The sequence below is a fragment of the Streptomyces chumphonensis genome, from assembly GCF_014779715.1.
GTDB classification, from domain to species: Bacteria; Actinomycetota; Actinomycetes; order Streptomycetales; family Streptomycetaceae; genus Streptomyces; species Streptomyces chumphonensis.
The window spans coordinates 247,366-269,547 of the sequence record NZ_JACXYU010000004.1; the positions used below are offsets into that span (position 1 = coordinate 247,366).

Genomic DNA, 22,182 nt, shown 5'->3' on the forward strand with positions numbered 1-22,182 from the left:
TGATGAACTCAGGGTTAGGCCGGATCGCATCCGCGCAGAGCAAGGCAAGTAGGCCCGTTCTGGATATTGCTCTCCCCGGCCGGTGTCCGGTCGATCTGGCCCACGCCGTGAAATCTTCCTGCCAGCCTGCGGATAGGGCCTGCTGGGACGAGCAAGGACTCGCCTGCCAGCGTTGCTGCCAAGTCGTGCCGGGAAACGTTTCCAACCAGCTCAGCAGGAGACGCGCTCCACGCATCCGGGCGTTCTGTGCCCGGTCGTTAGCAGCTCGCAGCGGGGGCTGCCCAAGTCGGTGAAGAATCTCCTCGCGTGAGGCCTCCGCCCCTGGCCACGTAGTAAGGGGCGACCTCGGAGGAAACCGGCCGATCAGGGCGACCGCTTCAGCGCCCGTCAGGTCGGTGTTCCGCGGAGCGAAATGCGCAACGGCCTGCGTCGCAGTGGTGGTCACGGCATGTCCCGGCCGAACAGTACGGACAAGGAGTTGGGGTTATAGGCAGGCTCGACCGTCGCGGGGGGATCGTTGCGCCGCTGTTCCTGACGGGCATGATGGGCGAGGCCGGCGACAATGACATCGTCCCTGGTGGGGCGGTTGTAGACGTCCAGCGTTGTTAGGCTCTTGTGGCCGAGGATGTGCTGAACGTAGACCGGCGGCATTTCCGGGTCGTCGAGCATCAGGAACGTGGCCGTGTGCCGTAGGTCGTGAAGGGTCCAATTGGCGCCCAGGAGCTCGTTGGCGCGGTTGAACATCATGCGGGCCGCGTCGTACTCCAACGGCCTCCAGGGGCGGCGTAGCGTCCACCACAGCGGCTGCTGTCGGCCGCGGGGCACGCCTTTCTTCCAGGCATCTTCCTGGTAGAGCCGTAGCCAGACGAACGCGTCGGGGGTGGCCGGCAGCTCTTGGTAGTCACGGGTGCCCTTGCGGATCACGCCGAGGGTCTGCTGGCCGACGATCGCGCCGCCCTGCTTGGCGGTGAGCAGTTCCTCCGCGCGGGCGCCGGTGGCGACCCAGAAGGCCAGCAGGGCCCGGTCGCGGTGCGAGCGGAGGCCGGCAAAGACCTCGGTGTACTTCTCATCGGGGATGCGTCGCGGGATCCGCTTGGGGATCTTCGGCCGGTAGAGACCCGTGTGCTGCCTCTTGTGTTCTTTGTCAGGATTGTGGTGGGCGTGAGCGCGTGCAGAACGCCGACTACGGTCGAGAGGGAAGGGGTTGACCAACAGCGATCCCGTGTTGTGTTCCAGGTGGAAGTCGTAGAACGACCGAAGCACCGTCTCGCAGTGAGCTCGGGTGTTAGGCGCGTACTTTGAGCCGATTGTGGGCTTGCCGGTCACCGGGTTCGGTGCTCCGGGTGCCGGCCTGCCGGTCCGGACCGGTCGGGGTATCTCGGCAGGCTCCTTGCCGCGGTGGCGCCAGTGGACGCGTACCGGCTTGTCCGTCAGCTTCATCCACAGCATGAAGTCCCGGGCATCCTCACGAGTCGCACGGTCCCACTCAATCCCGAGCACCCACAGGTAGCGCCACCAGCGAAGTAGATCCATGCCGTACGAGCGCGGCGTCAACGGTGAACAGTCCCTCGCCAGAAGGTCCTTCAGGTACACCGCGGTAGGCTCCATCGGCCTTCCGAACGGATCCAGCAGTTGGTACGGCTCCCACGGATCTCCAGTCGCGAGTAGCACGCCTATCTCAGGCAGCACAAAGCTCTTCAGGTCCCTTCCGGGACGTTGTTTACCGGGCATGCCGGGAAGCTAGCAGAAACCCCAACTGACCTGCGAAGACGTATGAGTTAGTTCGGTCAATAAGTCGTCCACGCCAACGCCGCCGCTGACGTACCCGCCCGCCTGGAGGCGCTCGGCATGACGGCGGGGCTCGACCGGGCGGCCCTGCACAGCCAGTTGGCGGCGGCGCTCTCCCTGGTGGTGCACCTCGTCAGGGACCGCTCCGGGCGGCGCCGCGTCGCCGAGGTCCACGTACTCGAACGACGCCCGGACGGGCTGGTCGGCACGGTGCCGGCCGTGCGGTGGGCTGCGACGGGCTTCACCCGGGCCGACGGCTGGGCCCGGTTGCGCGAGCTGTGCGAGCGCGGCGGAGGCACGCCGTGACGGGGCCGGGCGGTCCGGAGGCCGCCTACGCGGCGCTGCTGTGCGCCGGTGCCGCCGTCTGGATGGTCGGCGGGCCGGATCCGTCGCGGCGCCGCGTCAGGCTGCTGTGCGCCGGTGGGGGACCGCAGGGAGTGGCGGGGGTGCTGCGCCGTGCGCTCCCCTCCTCCCTCCGGGCGTCGGAGACGGCGGCCCGGCTGCGGGCGCGGGCCGGCCCGCACTGGCTCTGCCCGCCGGTGGGGGTGGGTCTGGGGTTCCTGGGCGAATCCGTCCTGCCGGTGCTGGCCGGGGCCCTGGCCGCCCCCCTCGTCGGCCGCTGGAGACGCACCGGGGCGCGGCGCCGGGCGGCGGAGCGGCGGGAGGCCGCCGTGATCGAGCTGTGCGCCGCCCTGGCCGCCGAGGTGCGGGCGGGCCGCCAGCCCGAGCAGGCGCTGCCGACCGTGATCGAGATCGGCGGTGCCGCGCTGGGCGGGCCGGGAGCCGACGTCCTCGCGGCGGTCCGATTCGGGGGCGACGTCCCGGCCGCCCTGCGCCGGGCGGCCGAGCTGCCCGGCGCACGGGGGCTGGCCGGGGTCGCGGCCTGCTGGCGGGTGGCCGTCGACGGCGGCGCGGGTCTGGCGGACGGACTGGACCGGGTCGCCGGGGCCCTGCGCGCGGAGCGGGACCAGCGGGAGGAGCTGCGGGCCCAGCTCGCCGGGCCACGCGCCACCGCGGTGACGCTGGCTCTGCTCCCGGTCTTCGGGGTGCTGCTGGGGACGGCCATGGGGGCGGAGCCCCTGCGCTTCCTGCTGCACTCCCCGGCCGGGTGGGTCCTGCTCGCGGGCGCGGTCCTCCTGGAGTGCGCGGGCCTCGCCTGGACACGGCGGATCGTTCAGGTCGCCGAAGGCGCCCGGTCGGCGCGCCCCGCCCGGTCGGTGGAGAGGAGGGCGCCCTCATGAACGGCGACGTCGTGCACAGCCTGTGGACGGCCGCGCTGCCGGGCGCGGTCGCCGTCCTCACCCTCGCGCCCCCGGCCGTCTCGGCGGTCTCGGCGCGCCGTCGTGCCATGGGCGTCCGCCGTCGGCTGGCCGCGTCGCTCGGCACGGGCGGAACGTCGGCGCGGTCGCGGAGGTGGTGTCCGCGGGCCGGGCCCCGGCGCCGGACGCGCCGACCCGCGCGGCACGCCGCCCTGGCCGCCGGGAGCGGAGCGCTCGTCCTCCTGGCCCTCGGAGGCGTCGGTGGAGCGCTGGCGGCGGCGTGCGTCGCCTTCGGCGCCGGGCGATGGCTGCGGACGCGCACCACCCGGGCCGAGCAGGCGGCCCACCGTGCACGGGAGCATGAGGTGGCCGAACAGCTCCCCCTCACCGCCGAGTTGCTGGCGGCCTGCCTGGCCGCGGGATCCGCGCCCACGGCGGCGGCACGGGCGGTCGGCGAGTGCGTGGGCGGACCCCTGGGCCGACAGCTGGGCCGGACCTGCGCCGAGCTGCGGCTGGGCGCCGATCCGCCGGCCGCCTGGGCCGGTTTGGCGCGGCTGTCGGGAGCGGCGGCACTGGCCCGCTGCCTGGAGCGGGCCCACCGCTCCGGTGCGCCGGCCGTCGCGCACGTGGCACGGCTCGCCGAGGAGTGCCGGGCGAGCCGGGCCCGGACGGCTCAGGCCCGCGCCCGGCGTGCCGGTGTCCTCGTCACCGGGCCCCTGGCGCTGTGCTTCCTCCCGGCCTTCCTGCTGGCGGGCGTCGCACCCGTCGTCGTCGGACTCGGCCGGGCCCTCCTGTGACCCGCCGCCGCCCGCGCAGCCCCGCAGACCCCCTGACGACCGGACCAGACCCGTACCGACCGATCTCCACCCGACTCCGAGAAGGACGAGACCCATGCGCGACACGAAACTCCGCGCCGCCTGGCGCGACCTGCGTGGCCCACGCCGCGACAGCGGTATGAGCACGGCCGAGTACGCCGTCGGGACGATCGCCGCCTGCGGCTTCGCGGCCGTCCTCTACACGGTGGTGACCAGCGAGCCGGTGAGCTCGGCGATGCAGCAGCTGGTCGAGAGAGCGCTCGATGCGAGCTTCTGACGACCGTGGGCAGGCCACGGCCGAGACGGCTGCCGTGGTCCCGTGCCTCGCCCTGCTCCTCGCGATGATGATGTGGGGCCTGCTCGTGGCAGCCGCCCAGATCCAGTGCGTGGACGCCGCCCGGGCCGGTGCCCGGGCGGCCGCCCGGGGAGAGTCGCGGGAGACGGCACTCGCCGCCGCCCGTGCCGTGGCGCCGGAGGGCGCCCGGGTGAGGCTCTCCCGGCAGGGGGAGGAGCTGCGGGTCCGCGTCACCGCCCGGCCGGACGGCCCCGGGCCCCTGACCGTCGGTGTCCACGCGGAGGCGGTGGCCCATGTCGAGCGTGGCTGACCGGTGGCCGGGCCGCACACGCGGGGCGGACCGGGGTGCGGCCACGGTGTGGGCCGTCACCTGCACGGCCCTGCTCGCCACCCTGTTCGCCGGCCTGCTCGGCATGGGGCAGGCCGTCTCCGCCCGGCACCGCGCCGCGGCGGCGGCCGACCTCGCGGCCCTCGCCGCCGCCGAGCACGCGCTCCTCGGAGAGGACCGGGCGTGCGCGGCGGCCCGGCGCATCGCCTCGGCGCAGGGCGCCCGCGTGGCGCGGTGTGCGGTGCGTGGCCTGGTCGCCGACCTCACGGCCGAGGCCCGCTGGGGTCCGTACGCGCCACGGATCCGCGCCCGGGCCGGGCCCGGCCGAGCGGCTCCGGGCGCCGGGGCGCACGCCTCCGCCCCGGCCGGATCAGTCGGCCTCGCGCAGCAGCTCCGTCAGAAGCCGCAGAGCGCCCCGCTTGTGCAGCGGGTCGTTCCCGTTGCCGCACTTCGGCGACTGGATACAGGAGGGGCAGCCGCCGTCGCACTCGCAGGACGCGATGGCCTCGCGGGTGGCCGCCAGCCACGCGCGCGCCGTGTGGAAGGCCCGCTCGGCGAACCCCGCGCCGCCGGGGTGCCCGTCGTAGACGAAGACGGTGGGCAGCAGCGTGTCGGGATGCAGGGGCACCGAGACGCCGCCGATGTCCCAGCGGTCGCACGTGGCGAACAGCGGCAGCATGCCGATCGACGCGTGCTCGGCGGCGTGGAGCGCGCCGCCGAGGATCTCCGGTGCGATGCCCGCCGCCTCCAGCTGGTCCTCGGTGACGGTCCACCACACCGCGCGGGTGCGCAGCGTGCGCGGGGGCAGGTCCAGCCGGGTCTCGCCCAGCACCTCGCCGGTGATCAGCTTGCGTCGCAGATAGGAGACGACCTGGTTGGTGACCTCCACCGACCCGAAGCACAGGCGCGCTTCGCCCCACGGCACCTCGGTGTCCGTCTCCAGCACGGTGATCGCCGTGGTGTCCCGGGCCATGGTCGTCCACGGCGGGCTGGCCTCCTCCACGAGGGCCACCGAGCCGTCGGGCTCCTCCAGGTGCAGCTCCCGCACCACGTAGCTGCGCCCCTGGTGGAGATGGACGGCGCCTTCGTGCACGGTCGTGTGCGCGGCGGCGGCGTCGACGGTGCCCAGCAGCCGCCCGGTGCCGCTCTCGACCACCTGGACGGGGCGCCCGCCCTGCCCCCGGATGTCGGCCAGGTCTGCGGCGCGTCCCCGGCTCGTCCAGTACCAGGCGGCACCCCGGCGGCGCAGCAGCCGACGCCGTTCGAGCTGCGGCATCAGCGCGGCGGCAGCCGGCGAGAAGAGGGCCAGGTCGGTGTCCGTGAGCGGCAGCTCGGCGGCGGCGGCGCACAGGTGCGGTGCGAGGACGTAGGGGTTGTCCGGGTCGAGGACGGTGGTCTCGACGGGCTGGGCGAAGATCGCCTCCGGGTGGTGTACGAGATACGTGTCCAGCGGGTCGTCGCGGGCGATCAGGACGGCGAGTGCGCCCTGCCCGCGACGACCGGCGCGACCCGCCTGCTGCCACAGGGAGGCGCGGGTGCCGGGGTAGCCGGCGAGCAGCACGGCGTCCAGGCCCGAGACGTCCATGCCGAGTTCCAGTGCCGTCGTGGCGGCGAGCCCCAGCAGGTCTCCGCTGTGCAGCGCCCGTTCGAGCGAGCGTCGTTCCTCGGGGAGGTAGCCGCCCCGGTAGGCGGCGACACGCCCGGGCAGTGAGCGGTCCACGTCGGCCAGCCGCTCTTTGGCCAGCACCGAGATGAGTTCCGCGCCGCGTCGGGAGCGGACGAAGGCGACGGTGCGGACGCCGCCGACGGTCAGGTCGGTCAGCAACTCGGCCGTCTCGGCCGTGGCCGTGCGTCGCACCGGTGCTCCCCGCTCGCCGCGCAGGTCGGTCAGCGGCGGTTCCCACAGGGCGAAGACCAACTCGCCCCGGGGTGAGGCGTCCTCGGTGATCTCGGTGACGGGGAGGCCGGTCAGGCGGGACGCGGCCCGGCCGGGCTCGGCGGCGGTGGCGGAGGCCAGCAGGAAGGCCGGTTCGGCGCCGTAGCGCGCGGCCACCCGCCGCAGTCTCCGCAGGACGTGGGCCACGTGGGAGCCGAAGACGCCCCGATAGGTGTGGCACTCGTCCACCACGACGTAGCGCAGGGCGCGCAGGAAGGAGGACCAGCGGGCGTGCCCGGGCAGGATGCCCCGGTGGAGCATGTCCGGATTGGTGAGAACGTAGTTCGCGTACTGGCGGACCCACTCCCGCTCCTCGGGCGGTGTGTCACCGTCGTAGACGGCCGGCCGGACCGCGCCGCCCAGGGGCGCGGCCAGCTCGGCCAGTGCCCTGCGCTGATCCGCCGCGAGCGCCTTGGTCGGCGCGAGGTACAGGGCGGTGGCGCCGCGACCGCCCGGTCGTTCGGCCCCGTCCACCAGCGCGCTGAGCGCCGGGACGGTGTAGGCGAGTGACTTGCCGGACGCCGTCCCGGTGGCGACGACGACGGACTCGCCGAGCAGGGCCCGCTCGACCGTGCGGGCCTGGTGCTCCCAGGGTCGGTCGATCCCGGCGGTCCGCACGGCGGCGATCACTTCCGGCCGAATCGGAGCAGGCCAGTCCGCATGACGACCCGCTCGTGCGGGCAGGTGCTCCGTATGGGTGATGCGTGCGGAGCGCGTGCCCCCGGCGGTGAGTCGTGCGAGCACCGACCGGGGTGACGCGGCGTCGGTGCGGGCCCCCGCGACGCGCGGGTGCCGGGCGTCGAGTTCGTCGAACCCGCCGGGGCTCTCGGCGTCGTCTGGGGTACCTGGGTTCGCGGCCATCGGCATCGAGTGTGTCACCGGCACGGCCGACAATGGCGGCAAGGCGTCGTGCACCATCGCACTGAAGTGATTGAATGCCCCTGCGGCTGCCGATCCATGGGGGGCGACCGCTCGCTTGCAAGGTGCTGGAGGAGATCCGTGGACCTGTCCTTGTCGACCCGGACCGTCGGTGATCGCACGATCGTCGACGTTGGCGGCGAGATCGATGTGTACACCGCGCCAAAGCTGCGCGAGCAGCTCGTGGAACTGGTGAACGATGGAAACTTCCACCTCGTGGTGGACATGGAGCGTGTCGAGTTCCTCGACTCAACCGGCCTCGGTGTGCTGGTGGGCGGGCTCAAGCGGGTCCGTGCCCACGAGGGGTCGCTGCGTCTGGTGTGCAACCAGGAGCGCATCCTGAAGATCTTCCGGATCACCGGGCTCACGAAGGTGTTCCCGATCCACAACTCAGTCGACGAGGCCGTCGCGGCCACCGACTGACGCCGCTTCACCGAAGACCCCCGGGTGGACGCCCGGGGGCAGCGCTCCAGGGAGCGGGGGCCGGTCGCGTACCGCCCGCCCCTGGACGACGCACCCGTACCACCGTCAGGGGGATGGCATGGCCACCGTCGAACTGCGTTTCAGCGCCCTTCCGGAGCATGTGCGCACCGCGCGGCTGGTCGCGGCGGCCGTCGCCCGCCGGGCCGGAGTGGACGAGGCGGTGCTCGACGAGGTCCGGCTGGCCGTGGGCGAGGCGTGCAGTCGCGCGGTGGGCCTGCACCGGAGCGGGGGCCTGGAGTCACCCGTCCGGGTGGCGTTGATCGAGGACGAGAAGGCCTTCTCCATCGAGGTGGGGGACGACGCCTCCGCCGCCTCCGGCCGTGTCCCCGGAGCGCGGGACACCGAGGCGCCCGCTCGGGCGGAGGCCGCCGACGCCGACAGCGACATGGGCCTCGCGGTGATCAGCGGTCTGGTGGACGACGTCGAGGTGACCGCCGATGAGCGCGGTGGCCTGATCCGGATGTCCTGGCCCACCACGACGGCGGCCGTTCTCCCCTGAGCCGACACTCCGCACGAAGCGGCGCCCGCCCCCTGCGGCCGGCGCCGTTCTTCGTGTGACCTCCGCTTCTCCTTCCGCCGGGCCGGCTTCCGGGGCGACGGGTGGGGTGTGCGGGACGTCGAATTAATCACCGGAAGATCGTTAAACAGATCATTTTCTCGGTGTCAGGAAATGGTGCCCTGTCCTCCTTGTGAGTGAATTCTCAAAGCGGCGTGCCTATTGATCTTCGCTGATGCAGGCGAATTCCCGTTACCGCGCCCTGTTTCCCGGCGCCGGTGATCCCTAGAATCCGCCACATCTTTCCCGCACGCCATGAGCGCACTCACGTGCCACACGTCAAGGAGGACGAATGGCGGGGCAACTTCCCCCACTTCACAACCATCATCAGATGGCCGCGGACGCCGTGCTCACCTCCGGCAACCGCAGCCTGGTGCTGGTGATCGCCGTCATCGCCGCAGCCGCCCTCGTCGTCGCCGTGGTGCTGCTGCGCCAGGTGCTCGCCGCCGGTGAGGGCACGGACGGTATGAAGAAGATCGCCGCCGCGGTACAGGAGGGCGCGAACGCGTATCTCGCCCGGCAGCTGCGCACGCTCGGCGTATTCGCCGTGGTCGTGTTCTTCCTGCTCATGCTGTTGCCCGCGGACGACATGAATCAGCGCGTCGGCCGTTCGCTGTTCTTCCTGGTCGGTGCGTTCTTCTCGGCGGCCACCGGGTATATCGGCATGTGGCTCGCGGTCCGGAGCAACGTCCGGGTCGCGGCGGCGGCCCGGGAGGCGAGTTCGGGCGCCGGTGGTCCGGAAAAGGATCTCGTCACCGTTTCGCACAACGCGATGAAGATCGCGTTCCGCACCGGTGGCGTCGTCGGCATGTTCACCGTCGGCCTGGGCCTGCTCGGCGCGTCCTGCGTGGTGCTCGTCTACACCGCCGACGCGCCCAAGGTGCTGGAGGGCTTCGGCCTGGGCGCCGCTCTGATCGCGATGTTCATGCGGGTCGGCGGCGGCATCTTCACCAAGGCCGCCGACGTCGGCGCCGACCTCGTGGGCAAGGTCGAGCAGGGCATCCCCGAGGACGACCCGCGCAACGCCGCCACCATCGCGGACAACGTGGGCGACAACGTCGGCGACTGCGCGGGTATGGCGGCCGACCTGTTCGAGTCCTACGCCGTCGTGCTCGTCGCCAGCCTCATCCTGGGCACGGTCGCCTTCGGCGACGCGGGGCTCGCCTTCCCGCTGCTCGTCCCGGCCATCGGTGTCATCACCGCGATGATCGGTGTCTTCGTCGTCGCTCCCCGGCGCACGGACCGCAGCGGCATGACGGCCATCAACCGCGGCTTCTTCATCTCGGCCGTCATCTCCCTGGCGCTCGTCGCCGCCGCGGCCTACGCCTACCTGCCGGCGACCTTCGCGGAGCTCGACAACGTCGGGGACAGCGAGATCGCGGCCCACAGCGGTGACCCGCGGCTCATCGCGCTCGTCGCGGTGGCCATCGGCATCGTGCTGGCCGCGCTCATCCAGCAGCTCACCGGGTACTTCACCGAGACCACCCGCAAGCCGGTCAAGGACGTCGGCCGCTCGTCGCTGACGGGTCCGGCCACCGTCGTGCTCTCCGGCATCTCCCTCGGCCTGGAGTCGGCCGTCTACACGGCGCTGCTCATCGGTCTCAGCGTGTACGGCGCGTTCCTCCTGGGCGGTGCGTCGATCATGCTCGCGCTGTTCGCGGTGGCGCTCGCGGGGACCGGCCTGCTGACCACGGTCGGCGTCATCGTGGCCATGGACACCTTCGGCCCGGTGTCCGACAACGCCCAGGGCATCGCCGAGATGTCCGGTGACGTGGAGGGTCCGGGGGCCCAGGTCCTCACCGACCTGGACGCCGTCGGCAACACCACGAAGGCCATCACCAAGGGCATCGCCATCGCCACGGCCGTGCTGGCGGCGGCGGCCCTCTTCGGCTCCTACCGGGAGGCCTTCGAGACGGAGGCGGCCAAGGTGGGCGCCGCGGCCGACGAACTGGGGCTCAGCCTGGACATCGCACAGCCGAACAACCTCGTGGGCCTGATCCTCGGCGCCTCCGTGGTCTTCCTCTTCTCCGGCCTCGCGATCAACGCCGTGTCCCGTTCGGCGGGCGCGGTGGTCTACGAGGTGCGCCGTCAGTTCCGCGAGCGGCCCGGAATCATGGACTACACGGAGAAGCCGGAGTACGGCCGTGTCGTGGACATCTGCACGAAGGACGCCCTGCGCGAGCTGGCCACGCCGGGCCTGCTGGCCGTGATGGCGCCCATCGCCGTGGGCTTCACCCTCGGCGTCGGCGCGCTGGCCTCGTTCCTGGCCGGGGCGATCGGAACCGGCATCCTCATGGCGGTGTTCCTGGCGAACTCCGGGGGCGCCTGGGACAACGCGAAGAAGCTCGTGGAGGACGGTCACCACGGCGGCAAGGGCGGTGAGGCGCACGCGGCGACCGTCATCGGCGACACCGTCGGCGACCCGTTCAAGGACACCGCCGGACCGGCGATCAACCCGCTGCTCAAGGTCATGAACCTGGTGGCGCTGCTGATCGCCCCCGCGATCGTGACGCTCTCCTACGGCGACGACGCGAGCCCCGGCGTGCGGGCCGTGGTCGCGGTGCTGGCCATGGCCGTCATCGTCGGCTCCGTCTACGTCTCCAAGCGGCGCGGTTCGGTGATGGAGGGCGACGGCGCGGCCGAGCGGCAGGCGTCGGCGCCCGATCCCGTGACGGCTCCGTGACGGGCTGACCCCGTGGGCGGGGGCGGACGGCGCACCCTGGGCGCGCCGTCCGCCCTCGGCATGCCGGGGCCATGTCCCGGGGTGAGACAAAATGGCTGCGGTAAGGCCGGAAGCGGATCAACCGTGCCCGCACGCGCCGTCGACGCCGCCGCGACGTGTATCTTCCGGCGCGGTAGCCATGAAGGGATGGGTCAACCGGTGAACAGGAAGCTTGCCTTGGTGCTCAGCACCGGCGCGGTCCTCGCGATGACGATGACCGGCTGCGGTGACGACACGGACGCCGAGACCCGCGCGTGGGCGGAGAAGGTCTGCGGCGAGGTGGAGCCGCAGGTGGAGAAGATCCAGAACGCCAACGAGACGATCGCCGAGGCGAGCGAGGCGGACGCCACCTCCGCCGAGGTCCAGGAGGCGGACTCGGCGGCCTTCCAGCAGCTCTCGGAGGCGTACGGCTCGCTGGCCGACGCCATCGACGAGGCGGGCGACCCGCCGGTGGACGACGGCGCCGAGCTGCGGGAGAACGCGGTGGGGGAGCTCAACGACATCTCCACCGCCTACGCGGGCCTGAAGAAGCGGATCGACGGCCTCGACACCGAGGACCAGTCCGCGTTCGCCGACGGACTGGCGGGGATCGCGGAGGAGCTGCAGCAACTCGGCCGCAGCGGTGACGAGGCGCTCAACACGCTGCAGTCCGGTGAGCTGGGCCAGGCCATCTCCGAGCAGGAGGGCTGCCAACGGCCCGTGACGGCCTCCCCGGAGGCGTCCGGGGACGCGTAGCGGGCCGCCGGTGCCGGTCGGTCGGCCGGGTGCCGCGGCGTCAGACGCCCGTGAGCCGCGCCGTGCTGACGCGGCGGCGCCCGTCGCAGCGCGCAGGCAGCACAATGGAGCGGTGAGTACGCATCCCCTGCCCACCGTCACCGGCGCGACCTCCGACCGCCTGCGCGAGGCGTTCCTGACCGCCGACTTCACTGTGGACGGCCTGCTGGAGCTCCTCGGCGCCCCGGCCTACGCCGCTCTCGCCCGCAGCGAGACCGTCCCCGCGCTGCGGGCCACGCGCGGCGGGAGCCCGCTGGAGGCGCTCGTGCGGCTGTTCCTGCTCCAGGAACCCGTCGCGCGGGCCCGAGCGGAGGCGGTGCTGCCGCTGGCGCCCGCCCTGGCCGACGGGTGGCTGACCGGCGGGGACGGCGATGACGTGCGCGCCTCCGTCGACGTGCGCCCCTACGGCGGCCCGGAGGGGGAGGACTGGTGGATCGTCTCCGACCGGGGGTGCGCGGTCGGCGGCGCCAGCGGTATCGGCCACCGGGACGCGGACGTGGTGCTGGGGGTCGGCGGTGCGTCGACGACGCTGGCCGGGATCACGGTCCGCACCCCCGTGCGCCGGGCCCTGGACCTCGGGACCGGCTCCGGCATCCAGGCGCTGCACGCGGCCCGCCACGCCGCGCACGTGACGGCGACGGACGTGAACCCCCGCGCGCTGCGCTGCGCCGCCCTCACGCTGGCGCTCTCCGGGGAGCGGGCGGCGGACTTCCTGGAGGGTTCGCTGTACGCCCCGGTCGAGGGCGCGGAACCGTTCGACCTGATCGTCTCCAACCCCCCGTTCGTCATCGCGCCGCCGCGCCGGGGGGAGGAGCGGCTGGTGTACCGGGAGGGCGGGCTGGGCGGTGACGACGTCTGCCGCACCCTCGTCGCGGACGCGGCCGCCCACCTCGCCGAGGGCGGCCACTGCCAGCTGCTGGCCAACTGGCAGCACGTGCGGGGGGAGGACTGGCGGGAGCGGCTGCGGTCCTGGCTGCCGTCCGGCTGCGACGCGTGGGTGGTGCAGCGCGAGGTGCAGGACGTCGCCCAGTACGCGGAACTGTGGCTGCGCGACGCCGGGGACCACCGGCCCGGGCCCGAGGGCGCCGGTGAGTACGCGGCGCGGTACGACGCCTGGCTGGACGAGTTCGAGCGCACCGGCACCGAGGCCGTCGGCTTCGGCTGGATCACGCTGCGCCACTCGGGGGCGTTCGACCCGGCCGTCACGATCGAGGAGTGGTCGCACCCGGTCGAACAGCCGCTCGGCGACACGGTGGCGGGCCACTTCGCGCGGCAGGACTTCCTGCGGTCCCACGACGACGCGGCCCTGCTGGCGACGCGGTTCCGGCTCGCCGAGGGGATCGTCCAGGAGCAGATCGGCCCGCCCGGCGCGGAGGACCCCGAGCACGTGGTGCTGCGGCAGAGCCGTGGCATGCGCCGGGCCTCGCAGGTGGACACGGTGGGCGCGGGGTTCGCCGGGGTCTGCGACGGCACGCTCCCTGCCGGACGCATCCTGGACGCCATCGCGCAGTTGGTGGGGGAGGAGCGCGCGGTGCTGCGCGACCGCACACCGCAGGCGATCCGCCTCCTGGTGGAGCAGGGTTTCCTGCTGCCCGCCGGGGACTGACGGAGCGGACGGGCCGCCGCGGGGGTGGGGAGGTCTCGTGCGGCCCGGGCGGGCGGAGGTCGGTTGGTCGGACGCCGTTTGTCAGCCGTTCAGCCGTTCGCCTCCGAGGCGTTCCGGCGCGGGCCGCCGCGCGGTGGCACGCTCCCCGCATGGAAAGTGCACCCGCGGCCTTCGTCGGTCTGGTCTGCGCCCTGTTCGGCGCCGCGCTGTTGCTGTGGACGGTGATACGGACGGGGCAGCGCCGTCCGGTGGTCGCCCCCACGGAGCACGTCTCCCCGTCCGGGGCGGCGTTGATCGCGGCCGTCTCGGGGCTGGTGCTCACCGGGACGGGCGGCTGGCTGCTGCTCGGCCTGTGACGTGTGTGGGGACCGCGACGCGCCGGTGGCCCGGCGACCGGGGAGGTCGCCGGGCCACCGGCTTCGGTCACGGTCGCGCCGAGGTGTCAGGGGTGCAGCACACGGCCCTGGGCGTCGGTGCGGTCGTTGCTGGTGAGGAAGAGGATGCCGTCGATCAGCGCCCAGACGCCGAGGCCGCCGCAGGTGAGCAGCTGCGCGATGGCCATGCCGGTGTGGCCGGTGTAGAAGCGGCCGATGCCCAGGCTGCCGAGGAGCAGGGTCAGGATGCCCGCGGTGATCTTGGACTTGTCGGAGTAGGGCTGGCCGTTGGGGGCCGTGGTGCCGGCGTACGCCATGGGTGGTGCTCCTTCTGAACAGTTTGATCAGGACGCGACAATCCGAGCGCCCACGGCCGCCCGGGTACACACGAGCCTGAGGCGGCGAAGATCTGGACCCCCTTCGCCCGCGTGTGGTTGTACGAACGGTTGAGTTGTGATCGAACCGTGATCACGTAGAGGGTGTGAAACGGTCTGGCCCGGCCGAAAACCGACGAAGCGGTTCCGGGGTGTCCGGGGCGGCCGGTGAACCGCACGGCTGCCCCGCCGGGGTCAGCCCAGGAGGTTGCGCAGGACCGTCCACGTGACGGCGACACCCACGATCGCGAGGACGCCCCGGGTGCCGATCGCGGGCCGGTAGCGCCGTCCCCGCAGGCCCTCGACCAGCCAGCGCCCGCCGAGATAGGCGGCGCCGGGAAGGCCGAGGGTGAGCAGGACGGCGTTGTCGGCGAACGCGGCGGCCACGTCGCCGTGCATGAGGTCGTACGCCATCCGGGTGCCGCCGCAGGCCGGGCAGTCCAGGCCCGTCACCCAGTTGAACGCGCAGCGCGGCAGCAGCTGCCCCGCCTCGTGGGGATTGGTGCCCCACAGGTACGCCGCACCCGCGCCGCCGGCCGCCAGAGCGGCCAGCGGCGCCACGGCCGGGTGGATCCGGCGGGTGCGCGGTTCCGGGAGTCCGGTACGCGTGAGCACGAGCGGTCAGCTCCGCAGGATGCGGCCCTGTGCGTCGGTCGCGTCGTTCTTCGTCAGCGTCATGATGCCGTCGATCAGCGCCCAGATGCCGAGGCCGCCGCAGGTGAGCAGCTGGGCGACGCCGATGCCGACGTGGCCGGTGTAGAAGCGGCCGATGCCGAGGCTGCCGACGAGGAGCGTGAGCAGACCCGCGGTGATCTTGGACTTGTCGGAGTACGGCCGGCCGTAGGGGTCGTAGCCGTACGGCGCGTTCGGGTCGCCGGTGTACTGGCCGGGGGCGACGCCGCCCGGGGCGGGCGGGGCCTGCGGGTAGCCGTAACCGGGCTGGCCGGGCTGGCCGGGGTACTGGCCGGGCTGACCCGGCTGCTGGTCGTAGGGGCCTGGCTGGCCGTAGGGGTTCTGCTGCGGGTCTGACACGTTCGTCCCCCGAGTGAGCGTTGTATGAGCAGTGACGCCGCCATACTGCCAGCCGTTGCGGGCCCGCAGGAACGGGGTTGTCGGCGCAGCGTCCGGGGTCACTCAGGGTGTGGTGTTCACGACAGATCGAGGCGGCTTCCGGGGATCGCCGCCGGGTGGATACCGTGAGAGTCGGGCACTCTGGGGCGTGTCCGGACGTTTCGGCATGTACGGGCTTGGCTGCGCCCATGGTGCCCGGGCCTCGTCGAACGGCGGTGAGGTGATTAGTCGGGTTACCGTTCGAGTGGCGTTGCTGACTTTTCCCGTTTGACAGGAGAGCGGGAGGTACGGTCACACTCCGACCCACCAGCGCGACGGAGCACCATCCCACCGCGCCGACGTCGGATACGGGGGACGTGCGCCAAGCTCCTCCCCCGTGCACGGCGTCGCGCCGGACGCGGCACCGCACCACCCCGCACCACCCCCGCAGCGCACGCGCTGACCACCGACCGGAGAGAAGAGCGAGAAGTTGTCCCCGACCAGCGATACCGCAACGGGCGGTCGTCGACTCGTGATCGTCGAGTCGCCCGCCAAGGCGAAGACGATCAAGGGCTACCTCGGCCCTGGCTACGTCGTCGAGGCGAGCGTCGGGCACATCCGCGACCTGCCGAACGGCGCCGCCGAGGTGCCGGCCAAGTACAAGGGCGAGCCGTGGGCCCGTCTCGGCGTCAACGTGGACCACGACTTCGAGCCGCTCTACGTCGTCAACAGCGACAAGAAGGACCAGGTCAGGAAGCTCAAGGAGCTGCTGGCCGAATCCGACGAGCTCTACCTCGCCACGGATGAGGACCGGGAGGGCGAGGCCATCGCCTGGCACCTCCAGGAGGTGCTGAAGCCCAAGGTCCCGGTGCGGCGGATGGTCTTCAACGAGATCACCAAGGACGCGATCCGCGCCGCCGTCGACAACACCCGCGACCTGGACCAGAAGCTCGTCGACGCCCAGGAGACCCGCCGCATCCTCGACCGCCTGTACGGCTACGAGGTCTCCCCGGTGCTGTGGAAGAAGGTCATGCCGCGGCTCTCGGCGGGCCGGGTGCAGTCCGTGGCGACGCGGCTCGTGGTCGAGCGGGAGCGCGAGCGCATGGCGTTCCGCTCCGCCGAGTACTGGGACCTCACCGGCACCTTCGGCACCGGCCGCACCGGTGACGCGTCCGACCCGAGCACGCTGACGGCCCGGCTGACCGCCGTCGACGGCCGCCGTATCGCCCAGGGCCGCGACTTCGGCGCCGACGGGCGGCTCAAGCGCGCCGACCAGGTCCTGCACCTGGACGAGGAGACCGCCCGCGCGCTCGCCGCCGCCCTCGCGGACGCGCCGTTCGCCGTCCGGTCGGTGGAGTCCAAGCCGTACCGCCGCTCCCCGTACGCGCCCTTCCGCACCACCACCCTCCAGCAGGAGGCGTCCCGCAAGCTGGGCATGGGTGCGAAGGTGACGATGCAGGTGGCGCAGCGCCTGTACGAGAACGGCTTCATCACCTACATGCGTACGGACAGCACCACGCTGTCCGAGACGGCCGTCTCCGCCGCCCGCGCCCAGGTCACGCAGCTGTACGGCGCCGACTACCTGCCGGACAAGCCGCGCTCGTACGCGGGCAAGGTCAAGAACGCGCAGGAGGCGCACGAGGCGATCCGCCCCTCCGGCGACCGGTTCCGCACCCCCGCCGAGACGGGGCTGACCGGCGAGCAGTTCCGGCTGTACGAGCTCATCTGGAAGCGGACCGTCGCCTCGCAGATGAAGGACGCCGTCGGGCAGTCCGTCACGGTGAGGGTGGCCGGACGCGCCGCCGACGGCCGGGACGCCGAGTTCTCCGCCACCGGCAAGATCATCACCTTCCACGGTTTCCTCAAGGCGTACGTCGAGGGCGCGGACGACCCGAACGCCGAGCTCGACGACCGCGAGCGCCGACTGCCGCAGGTCAGCGAGGGCGACGCCCTGGGCGTCGAGGAGATCACCGCCGACGGCCACGCCACGAAGCCGCCCGCCCGCTACACCGAGGCGACGCTGGTGAAGGAGCTGGAGGAGCGGGAGATCGGCCGCCCGTCCACCTACGCGTCGATCATCAGCACCATCCTGGACCGGCGGTACGTGTTCAAGAAGGGCACGGCCCTCGTGCCGTCCTTCCTCTCCTTCGCCGTCGTGGGCCTGCTGGAGAAGCACTTCGGGCGCCTCGTCGACTACGACTTCACCGCGCAGATGGAGGACGACCTCGACCGCATCGCCCGTGGCGACGCGGAGTCGGTGCCGTGGCTGCGGCGCTTCTACTTCGGCGAGGGCGAGGCGACCGCGGGCGGTGCCGCCGAGGCCGGGAACGGTGACGGCGACCACCTGGGCGGCCTGAAGGAACTGGTCTCCGACCTCGGTGCGATCGACGCCAAGGGCGTGTCGTCCTTCCCCGTCGGCCAGGGCATCATGCTCCGCGTCGGCCGCTACGGCCCGTACGTGGAGAAGCCCGGTCCCGAGGGCGAGACCGGGCAGCGTGCCGACGTTCCCGACGACCTGCCGCCGGACGAGCTGACCGTCGAGATGGCCGAGGAGCTGTTCGCCCGGCCCAGCGGCGAGCGGGAGCTCGGTACCGACCCGGCGAGCGGGAACCCGGTCGTCGCCAAGTCCGGCCGCTACGGCCCCTACGTCACCGAGGTACTCCCCGAGGGCACCCCGAAGACCGGCAGGAACGCCGTCAAGCCGCGCACGGCCTCGCTGTTCAAGTCGATGGACCTGGACACGGTCACGCTGGAGGACGCCCTGCGGCTGTTGTCGCTGCCCCGCGTCGTCGGCGTCGACCCGGAGTCGGGCAACGAGATCACCGCGCAGAACGGGCGCTACGGGCCCTACCTGAAGAAGGGCACGGACTCCCGCTCCCTGGAGACCGAGGAGCAGCTCTTCACGGTCACCCTGGAGCAGGCGCAGGCGCTCTACGCCCAGCCCAAGCAGCGGGGGCGGGCCGCCGCCAAGCCGCCGCTGAAGGAGCTGGGCAACGACCCGTTCAACGACCGCCCGGTCGTCGTCAAGGACGGTCGCTTCGGCCCCTACGTGACGGACGGCGAGACGAACGCCACGCTGCGCCGCGACGACGACGTCGAGACGATCACCAAGGAGCGCGCCTTCGAACTCCTCGCGGAGAAGCGCGCGAAGGGCCCGGCGAAGAAGACGGCGAAGAAGGCCCCCGCGAAGAAGGCGGCGGCCAAGAAGACGGCCGCCAAGAAGACCACGGCGAAGAAGACGACGGCGAAGAAGACGACCACGGCCAAGAAGACGGCGGCGAAGAAGACCACCGCCAAGAAGGCCCCCGCGAAGGCGGCGGCGAAGAAGACCACCGCCGACGACTGAGCCCTCGCCCGGCGACCGGCCGACGCCCGAGCACCCCGCACCCGCGGGGCCGCCCGTGCGGACCGGTCGCCGGGCGGTCCTTTGTTCGGGTCCGGGCCAACCGTGTCGGCCGTAGTCGATACGCTGCCCGTATGACGCGTGCAGAGCAGCCAACGGCGGGCAACTCCGCCTCCGAAGCCCTCGCCGCGGACTCCCGCGAGCGTGCCGTACGGGCTCTGGTCCGCTACGCCCCGCTGCGGCGGCTGTGGAGCGCGAGCTACGTCAGCGGTATCGGGGACGCCCTCGCGCTGCTGGTCCTGACCCTCCTCGCCGTCCAGGCGGCCGTCCGCGTCGAGCTGACCGGCGGCGAAACGGTGTTCGGCGGTGGCTACCAGGGTGCCGCCCTGGCCGTCACGGCCGTGTTCGCCACCCGCCTTCTCGCCACGCTGCTCTTCGGCGCCGTCCTGCTCGGCCCGGTCTCCTCCCTCGTCACGCCCGGTGGCGCGCTCGACCGTCGCTGGACGATGGTCGGCGCCGACGGCCTGCGGGCCGCGCTGCTGATCGTGGCACCGCTGTGGATCACCTGGACGCCGGACAGCGCCTACGCCTTCCTCCTCATCACCGTCTTCCTGGCCGGTGTGGCCGAGCGGCTGTGGACGGTGGCCAAGGACAGCGCGGCCCCCGCCCTGCTGCCCGAGCCCCCGCCCGAGGGCGCCGCCGTACGGCCGCTTCCGGACCAGCACGACGCGTTGCGTCGCCTCTGGGCCCGCAGCGCGTTCCTGGCCTTCCCGGCGGCGGCGCTCGTCCTCCTGGCCGTCACCCTGGTCGGCAACCTGCTGGGCACGGGCATCACCTGGTTCAGCGAGCACCAGGCCGCCCTGTCCTCGTACGTGGCGGCCGGGATGTTCGCCGCGTCGATCTCCCTGCTCGTCATGCTGACGCTGCCCGCCACGCAGACGCCCCGGCCGCGCTCCCCGCTGGAGGGGCTGCGCCGTCCCCGGACGGCCGCCGGTACGGACAAGGGGCGCACCGGGTCGATTCCGCCGCTCGTCCTCACGGCCGCGGCGGTGGCCGGCGCGGTGGCCGGTGCCGTCGCGGTGGGCGTGCTGCAGGCGTTCGACGTCGGCGGCGGCCCGGTGACGTACGCCCTCCTCGTCCTGGCCCTGACCGGCGGCACGACGGGCGGCGTCCGGTGGGCCGGCCACGTGCTGCCCGGTCTGCCCCGGCGGCGCGTGCTGGCCCTCGCCCTCATCGTCACCGGTTCCGGGCTTCTGCTGACCGGGCTGATCGCCGACACGGCGACGATGCTCGCCGCCGCGCTCCTGAGCGGACTGGCCGCCGGTGTGGCCGCCCGGTCCGCGCACACCGTGCTGGACCAGGAGACGGAGGAGGCGCGCCGCTCGCGGATGACCGAGCACCTCGGCGCCGTCGTCCGGCTCACCGTCGCCCTCGCCGCCCTCGTCGCCCCCGCGCTGGCCGCGCTCATCGGCGACCAGCGGGTGGAGAGCGGTGCGTTCGTGTTCGCCCACGGCGGCGCCGCCTTCGTCCTGATGCTGCTCGGCGCGCTGCTCCTGCCCGTCGCCGCCCTGGTGCTGACGCGGGTCGACGACCGGCAGGGCGTCCCGTTGCGCCGCGACCTGCTCGACGCGCTGCGCGGCGGCGACCCGGCCCAGGCCCCCGCCGGAACCGGGTTCTTCATCGCCCTGGAGGGCGGTGACGGCGCGGGCAAGTCCACCCAGGCCGAGGCCCTCGCGGAGTGGATACGCGGCAAGGGCCACGAGGTCGTCGTCACCCGCGAACCGGGCGCCACACCGCTCGGCAAGCGGCTGCGCTCCATCGTGCTCGACGTGTCCTCGGCCGGGCTGTCGGACCGCGCCGAGGCCCTGTTGTACGCGGCGGACCGCGCGGAGCACGTCGAGTCCGTCGTCCGTCCCGCCCTCGAACGCGGGGCGGTCGTCATCACCGACCGCTACATCGACTCCTCGGTGGCCTACCAGGGCGCGGGCCGGGACCTGTCGCCGTCGGAGATCGCCCGCATCTCCCGCTGGGCGACCGGCGGTCTCGTCCCGCATCTGACCGTCCTGCTGGACATCTCCCCGGAGACCGCGCGGGAGCGCTTCACCGAGGCCCCCGACCGACTGGAGTCGGAGTCCTCGGAGTTCCACCAGCGTGTGCGTGCGGGCTTCCTGGCGCTGGCCGCCGCCGACCCCGCGCGCTACCTCGTCGTGGACGCCGGCCAGGAGGCCGAGTCCGTCACCGGCGTCGTCCGGCACCGCCTCGACCAGGTGCTCCCGCTGTCGGAGCAGGAGATCCGGGAGCGCGCGGAGGCGCGCCGCAGGGCGGAGGAGGAGCGCAGGCGCCGCGAGGCCGAGGAGGCCGCCCGCCGCGCCGAGGAGGAGCGCCGCAGGGCCGAGGCGGAGCGCCTGGAGCGGGAGCGGCAGGAGGAGCTCGCCCGACTGGAACGGGAGCGACAGGAGGAGCTGGCCCGTCAGGAGCGGGAGCGGCAGGCCGAACTCGCCCGGCAGCGCGCCGAGGAGGAGGCCAGGGAGCAGGAGCGGCGCCGTCAGGAGGCCGAGGCCGCCCGCCGCGCCGCCGAGGCCCGCATCGCCGAGGAGACGCGCCGCCGCGCCGAGGAGATGCGCGCCCGCGCGGAGGAGGAGCGCAGGCGCCGCGAGGCCGAGGAGGCCGCCCGCCGCGCCGAGCAGGAGCGGCTGGCCCGGCAGCACGAGGAGGAGAAGCGCCTGCGCCAGGAGGCGGCGGACCGGCGCGCGGAGAAGCAGCGCAAGGCGGAGGAGGCGCTGCTGCGCTCCGAGCAGAGCCGCGCCGCGCGGCGGCCGGAACGACCGCCGGCCGCGTCCCCCGACGAGGACACCGTGCAGGTGCCGCAGGTCCCGGACGCCCCGGGCGGCGAGGACGAGACGCGGGTGCTGCCGCAGGTCGACGCCGACGAGCGGCGGGAGGCGGACCCGGCCGACCGGACGCGCGAGCTGCCGCGGCCGGACGCCTCGGGCGAGCCCGAGGACGCCACCCGCGAACTGCCCCGGCTCGACACCGAGGGACGCTCCCGGCCGCGTCCCGCCTGGGCCGAGGAGACGCCGATGGACGACCTGCCGACCCTGGCGGACGAACTGCTCGGCCCCCACCGCACCCCCGACGACGAGGCCGACGAGGACACGCCGGCCGAGGGCGCTCCGGTTGCCGACGACCGTCGGAGTACGACGGAGGGGCGCGGCGAGGACGACCGGGGGAGCAGGCGTACCGGGAGCGGCGGGAAGGACTGAGTCGTTCGTCGTCCGGGCCGCCCCCGCGGCCCGGACGACGCGTGCGCAGCCCGGTCCGATCCGTCGGCGACCGGTGCCCGGCGGGCGGTCCGTCGAAGGCGGACGCCACGCGGGCTGTCCTCGCGTCCTTGGGAGTCCGGCAAGGATTGGGAGTCGCGGAGCCGGTCGCGGCGAGAAGCCGGACCTGCGGCTGCATGGCGACCATGCCATATGACTAGTCGGATTCCGGCGTGTCCGTCCCGGGAGGACGCCCCGGATTCGCCCGTCCGGCGTAGTGGGGCCCGGTGTCAGCGCCATC

The 22,182-nt window shown here is 73.2% G+C and carries 17 protein-coding genes and 2 pseudogenes; 14 read left to right on the top strand and 5 right to left on the bottom strand.

Annotation, left to right across the window (positions count from 1 at the left end):
- Nucleotides 1-441: 441 nt before the first annotated feature.
- Nucleotides 442-1,593, bottom strand: coding sequence for a tyrosine-type recombinase/integrase (locus IF129_RS11055; protein ID WP_318153664.1), 1,152 nt, complete (start codon nt 1,591-1,593; stop codon nt 442-444).
- A gap of 204 nt (nt 1,594-1,797) precedes the next feature.
- On the opposite strand from IF129_RS11055, the pseudogene IF129_RS11060 reads away from it, so the two are divergent.
- The 6 genes and pseudogenes from IF129_RS11060 to IF129_RS11085 form a co-directional block, all read left to right on the top strand.
- Nucleotides 1,798-2,094, top strand: a pseudogene (locus IF129_RS11060) (TadA family conjugal transfer-associated ATPase); the annotation flags it as partial.
- 62 nt (nt 2,095-2,156) lie between these two features.
- The gene (locus tag IF129_RS11065; RefSeq protein WP_191209535.1) at nt 2,157-3,029 is read left to right on the top strand and encodes a type II secretion system F family protein; all 873 of its coding nucleotides are present in this window, start codon (nt 2,157-2,159) and stop codon (nt 3,027-3,029) included.
- On the top strand, nt 3,026-3,844 hold the full coding sequence (locus tag IF129_RS11070; protein ID WP_191209389.1) for a type II secretion system F family protein: 819 nt from the start codon (nt 3,026-3,028) through the stop codon (nt 3,842-3,844). The genes IF129_RS11065 and IF129_RS11070 overlap by 4 nt, the downstream gene beginning before the upstream one ends.
- Before the next feature lie 94 nt (nt 3,845-3,938).
- Entirely contained in the window at nt 3,939-4,139 is a 201-nt protein-coding gene (locus IF129_RS11075; protein WP_191209390.1) for a DUF4244 domain-containing protein, read from the top strand.
- A complete protein-coding gene (locus IF129_RS11080; protein ID WP_191209391.1) occupies nt 4,126-4,467 on the top strand; it encodes a TadE family type IV pilus minor pilin in 342 nt (113 codons plus the stop codon). Before IF129_RS11075 ends, IF129_RS11080 begins: the two co-directional genes overlap by 14 nt.
- Nucleotides 4,451-4,795, top strand: a pseudogene (locus tag IF129_RS11085) (Rv3654c family TadE-like protein); the annotation flags it as partial. The gene IF129_RS11080 and the pseudogene IF129_RS11085, both read left to right, overlap by 17 nt.
- 60 nt (nt 4,796-4,855) lie before the next feature.
- Here the strand turns inward: IF129_RS11085 and IF129_RS11090 are convergent.
- Nucleotides 4,856-7,339 (bottom strand): DEAD/DEAH box helicase, encoded by a 2,484-nt coding sequence (locus tag IF129_RS11090; RefSeq protein WP_191209392.1) that lies wholly within the window; start codon nt 7,337-7,339, stop codon nt 4,856-4,858.
- An 81-nt stretch (nt 7,340-7,420) separates the two neighbouring features.
- On the opposite strand from IF129_RS11090, the gene IF129_RS11095 reads away from it, so the two are divergent.
- The 6 genes from IF129_RS11095 to IF129_RS11120 all read left to right on the top strand — a co-directional run bounded on the left by IF129_RS11095 (nt 7,421) and on the right by IF129_RS11120 (nt 13,836).
- Nucleotides 7,421-7,762, top strand: coding sequence for an STAS domain-containing protein (locus tag IF129_RS11095; RefSeq protein ID WP_191209393.1), 342 nt, complete (start codon nt 7,421-7,423; stop codon nt 7,760-7,762).
- Between the two features lie 118 nt (nt 7,763-7,880).
- Nucleotides 7,881-8,321: an ATP-binding protein gene (locus tag IF129_RS11100; RefSeq protein WP_191209394.1), complete on the top strand. Its 441-nt coding sequence runs from the start codon at nt 7,881-7,883 to the stop codon at nt 8,319-8,321.
- Nucleotides 8,322-8,670: 349 nt separating this feature from the next.
- Nucleotides 8,671-11,061 carry a sodium-translocating pyrophosphatase gene (locus IF129_RS11105; RefSeq protein ID WP_191209395.1) on the top strand — a complete coding sequence of 797 codons (2,391 nt, stop codon included), beginning with the start codon at nt 8,671-8,673 and terminating at the stop codon, nt 11,059-11,061.
- A 198-nt stretch (nt 11,062-11,259) separates the two neighbouring features.
- Nucleotides 11,260-11,835, top strand: a complete 576-nt coding sequence (locus tag IF129_RS11110; RefSeq protein ID WP_318153666.1) for a small secreted protein — start codon at nt 11,260-11,262, stop codon at nt 11,833-11,835.
- A 112-nt stretch (nt 11,836-11,947) separates the two neighbouring features.
- Nucleotides 11,948-13,480 (top strand): DUF7059 domain-containing protein, encoded by a 1,533-nt coding sequence (locus IF129_RS11115; protein WP_191209397.1) that lies wholly within the window; start codon nt 11,948-11,950, stop codon nt 13,478-13,480.
- 149 nt (nt 13,481-13,629) lie between these two features.
- A complete protein-coding gene (locus IF129_RS11120) occupies nt 13,630-13,836 on the top strand; it encodes a hypothetical protein (protein ID WP_191209398.1) in 207 nt (68 codons plus the stop codon).
- Between the two features lie 86 nt (nt 13,837-13,922).
- Here the strand turns inward: IF129_RS11120 and IF129_RS11125 are convergent, their stop codons facing one another.
- The 3 genes from IF129_RS11125 to IF129_RS11135 all read right to left on the bottom strand — a co-directional run bounded on the left by IF129_RS11125 (nt 13,923) and on the right by IF129_RS11135 (nt 15,260).
- Nucleotides 13,923-14,171: a TM2 domain-containing protein gene (locus tag IF129_RS11125; protein WP_191209399.1), complete on the bottom strand. Its 249-nt coding sequence runs from the start codon at nt 14,169-14,171 to the stop codon at nt 13,923-13,925.
- 252 nt (nt 14,172-14,423) lie between these two features.
- Nucleotides 14,424-14,843 carry a DUF2752 domain-containing protein gene (locus tag IF129_RS11130; RefSeq protein ID WP_191209400.1) on the bottom strand — a complete coding sequence of 140 codons (420 nt, stop codon included), beginning with the start codon at nt 14,841-14,843 and terminating at the stop codon, nt 14,424-14,426.
- Nucleotides 14,844-14,849: 6 nt separating this feature from the next.
- Nucleotides 14,850-15,260 (bottom strand): TM2 domain-containing protein, encoded by a 411-nt coding sequence (locus IF129_RS11135; protein ID WP_191209401.1) that lies wholly within the window; start codon nt 15,258-15,260, stop codon nt 14,850-14,852.
- Nucleotides 15,261-15,768: 508 nt separating this feature from the next.
- Here IF129_RS11135 and topA point away from each other — a divergent pair.
- Nucleotides 15,769-18,624, top strand: a complete 2,856-nt coding sequence (topA, locus tag IF129_RS11140; RefSeq protein WP_191209402.1) for a type I DNA topoisomerase — start codon at nt 15,769-15,771, stop codon at nt 18,622-18,624.
- 131 nt (nt 18,625-18,755) lie between these two features.
- Nucleotides 18,756-21,884 carry a dTMP kinase gene (gene tmk, locus IF129_RS11145; RefSeq protein ID WP_191209403.1) on the top strand — a complete coding sequence of 1,043 codons (3,129 nt, stop codon included), beginning with the start codon at nt 18,756-18,758 and terminating at the stop codon, nt 21,882-21,884.
- Nucleotides 21,885-22,182: the final 298 nt, after the last annotated feature.

Coding starts and splice junctions, on each gene's coding strand:
- tmk (WP_191209403.1), top strand. CDS start 18,756: ATGACGCGTGCAGAGCAGCCAACGGCGGGCAACTCCGCCTCCGAAGCC.
- IF129_RS11125 (WP_191209399.1), bottom strand. CDS start 14,171: ATGGCGTACGCCGGCACCACGGCCCCCAACGGCCAGCCCTACTCCGAC.
- IF129_RS11065 (WP_191209535.1), top strand. CDS start 2,157: ATGGTCGGCGGGCCGGATCCGTCGCGGCGCCGCGTCAGGCTGCTGTGC.
- IF129_RS11100 (WP_191209394.1), top strand. CDS start 7,881: ATGGCCACCGTCGAACTGCGTTTCAGCGCCCTTCCGGAGCATGTGCGC.
- IF129_RS11070 (WP_191209389.1), top strand. CDS start 3,026: ATGAACGGCGACGTCGTGCACAGCCTGTGGACGGCCGCGCTGCCGGGC.
- IF129_RS11075 (WP_191209390.1), top strand. CDS start 3,939: ATGCGCGACACGAAACTCCGCGCCGCCTGGCGCGACCTGCGTGGCCCA.
- IF129_RS11080 (WP_191209391.1), top strand. CDS start 4,126: ATGCGAGCTTCTGACGACCGTGGGCAGGCCACGGCCGAGACGGCTGCC.
- IF129_RS11120 (WP_191209398.1), top strand. CDS start 13,630: ATGGAAAGTGCACCCGCGGCCTTCGTCGGTCTGGTCTGCGCCCTGTTC.
- IF129_RS11090 (WP_191209392.1), bottom strand. CDS start 7,339: ATGGTGCACGACGCCTTGCCGCCATTGTCGGCCGTGCCGGTGACACAC.
- IF129_RS11105 (WP_191209395.1), top strand. CDS start 8,671: ATGGCGGGGCAACTTCCCCCACTTCACAACCATCATCAGATGGCCGCG.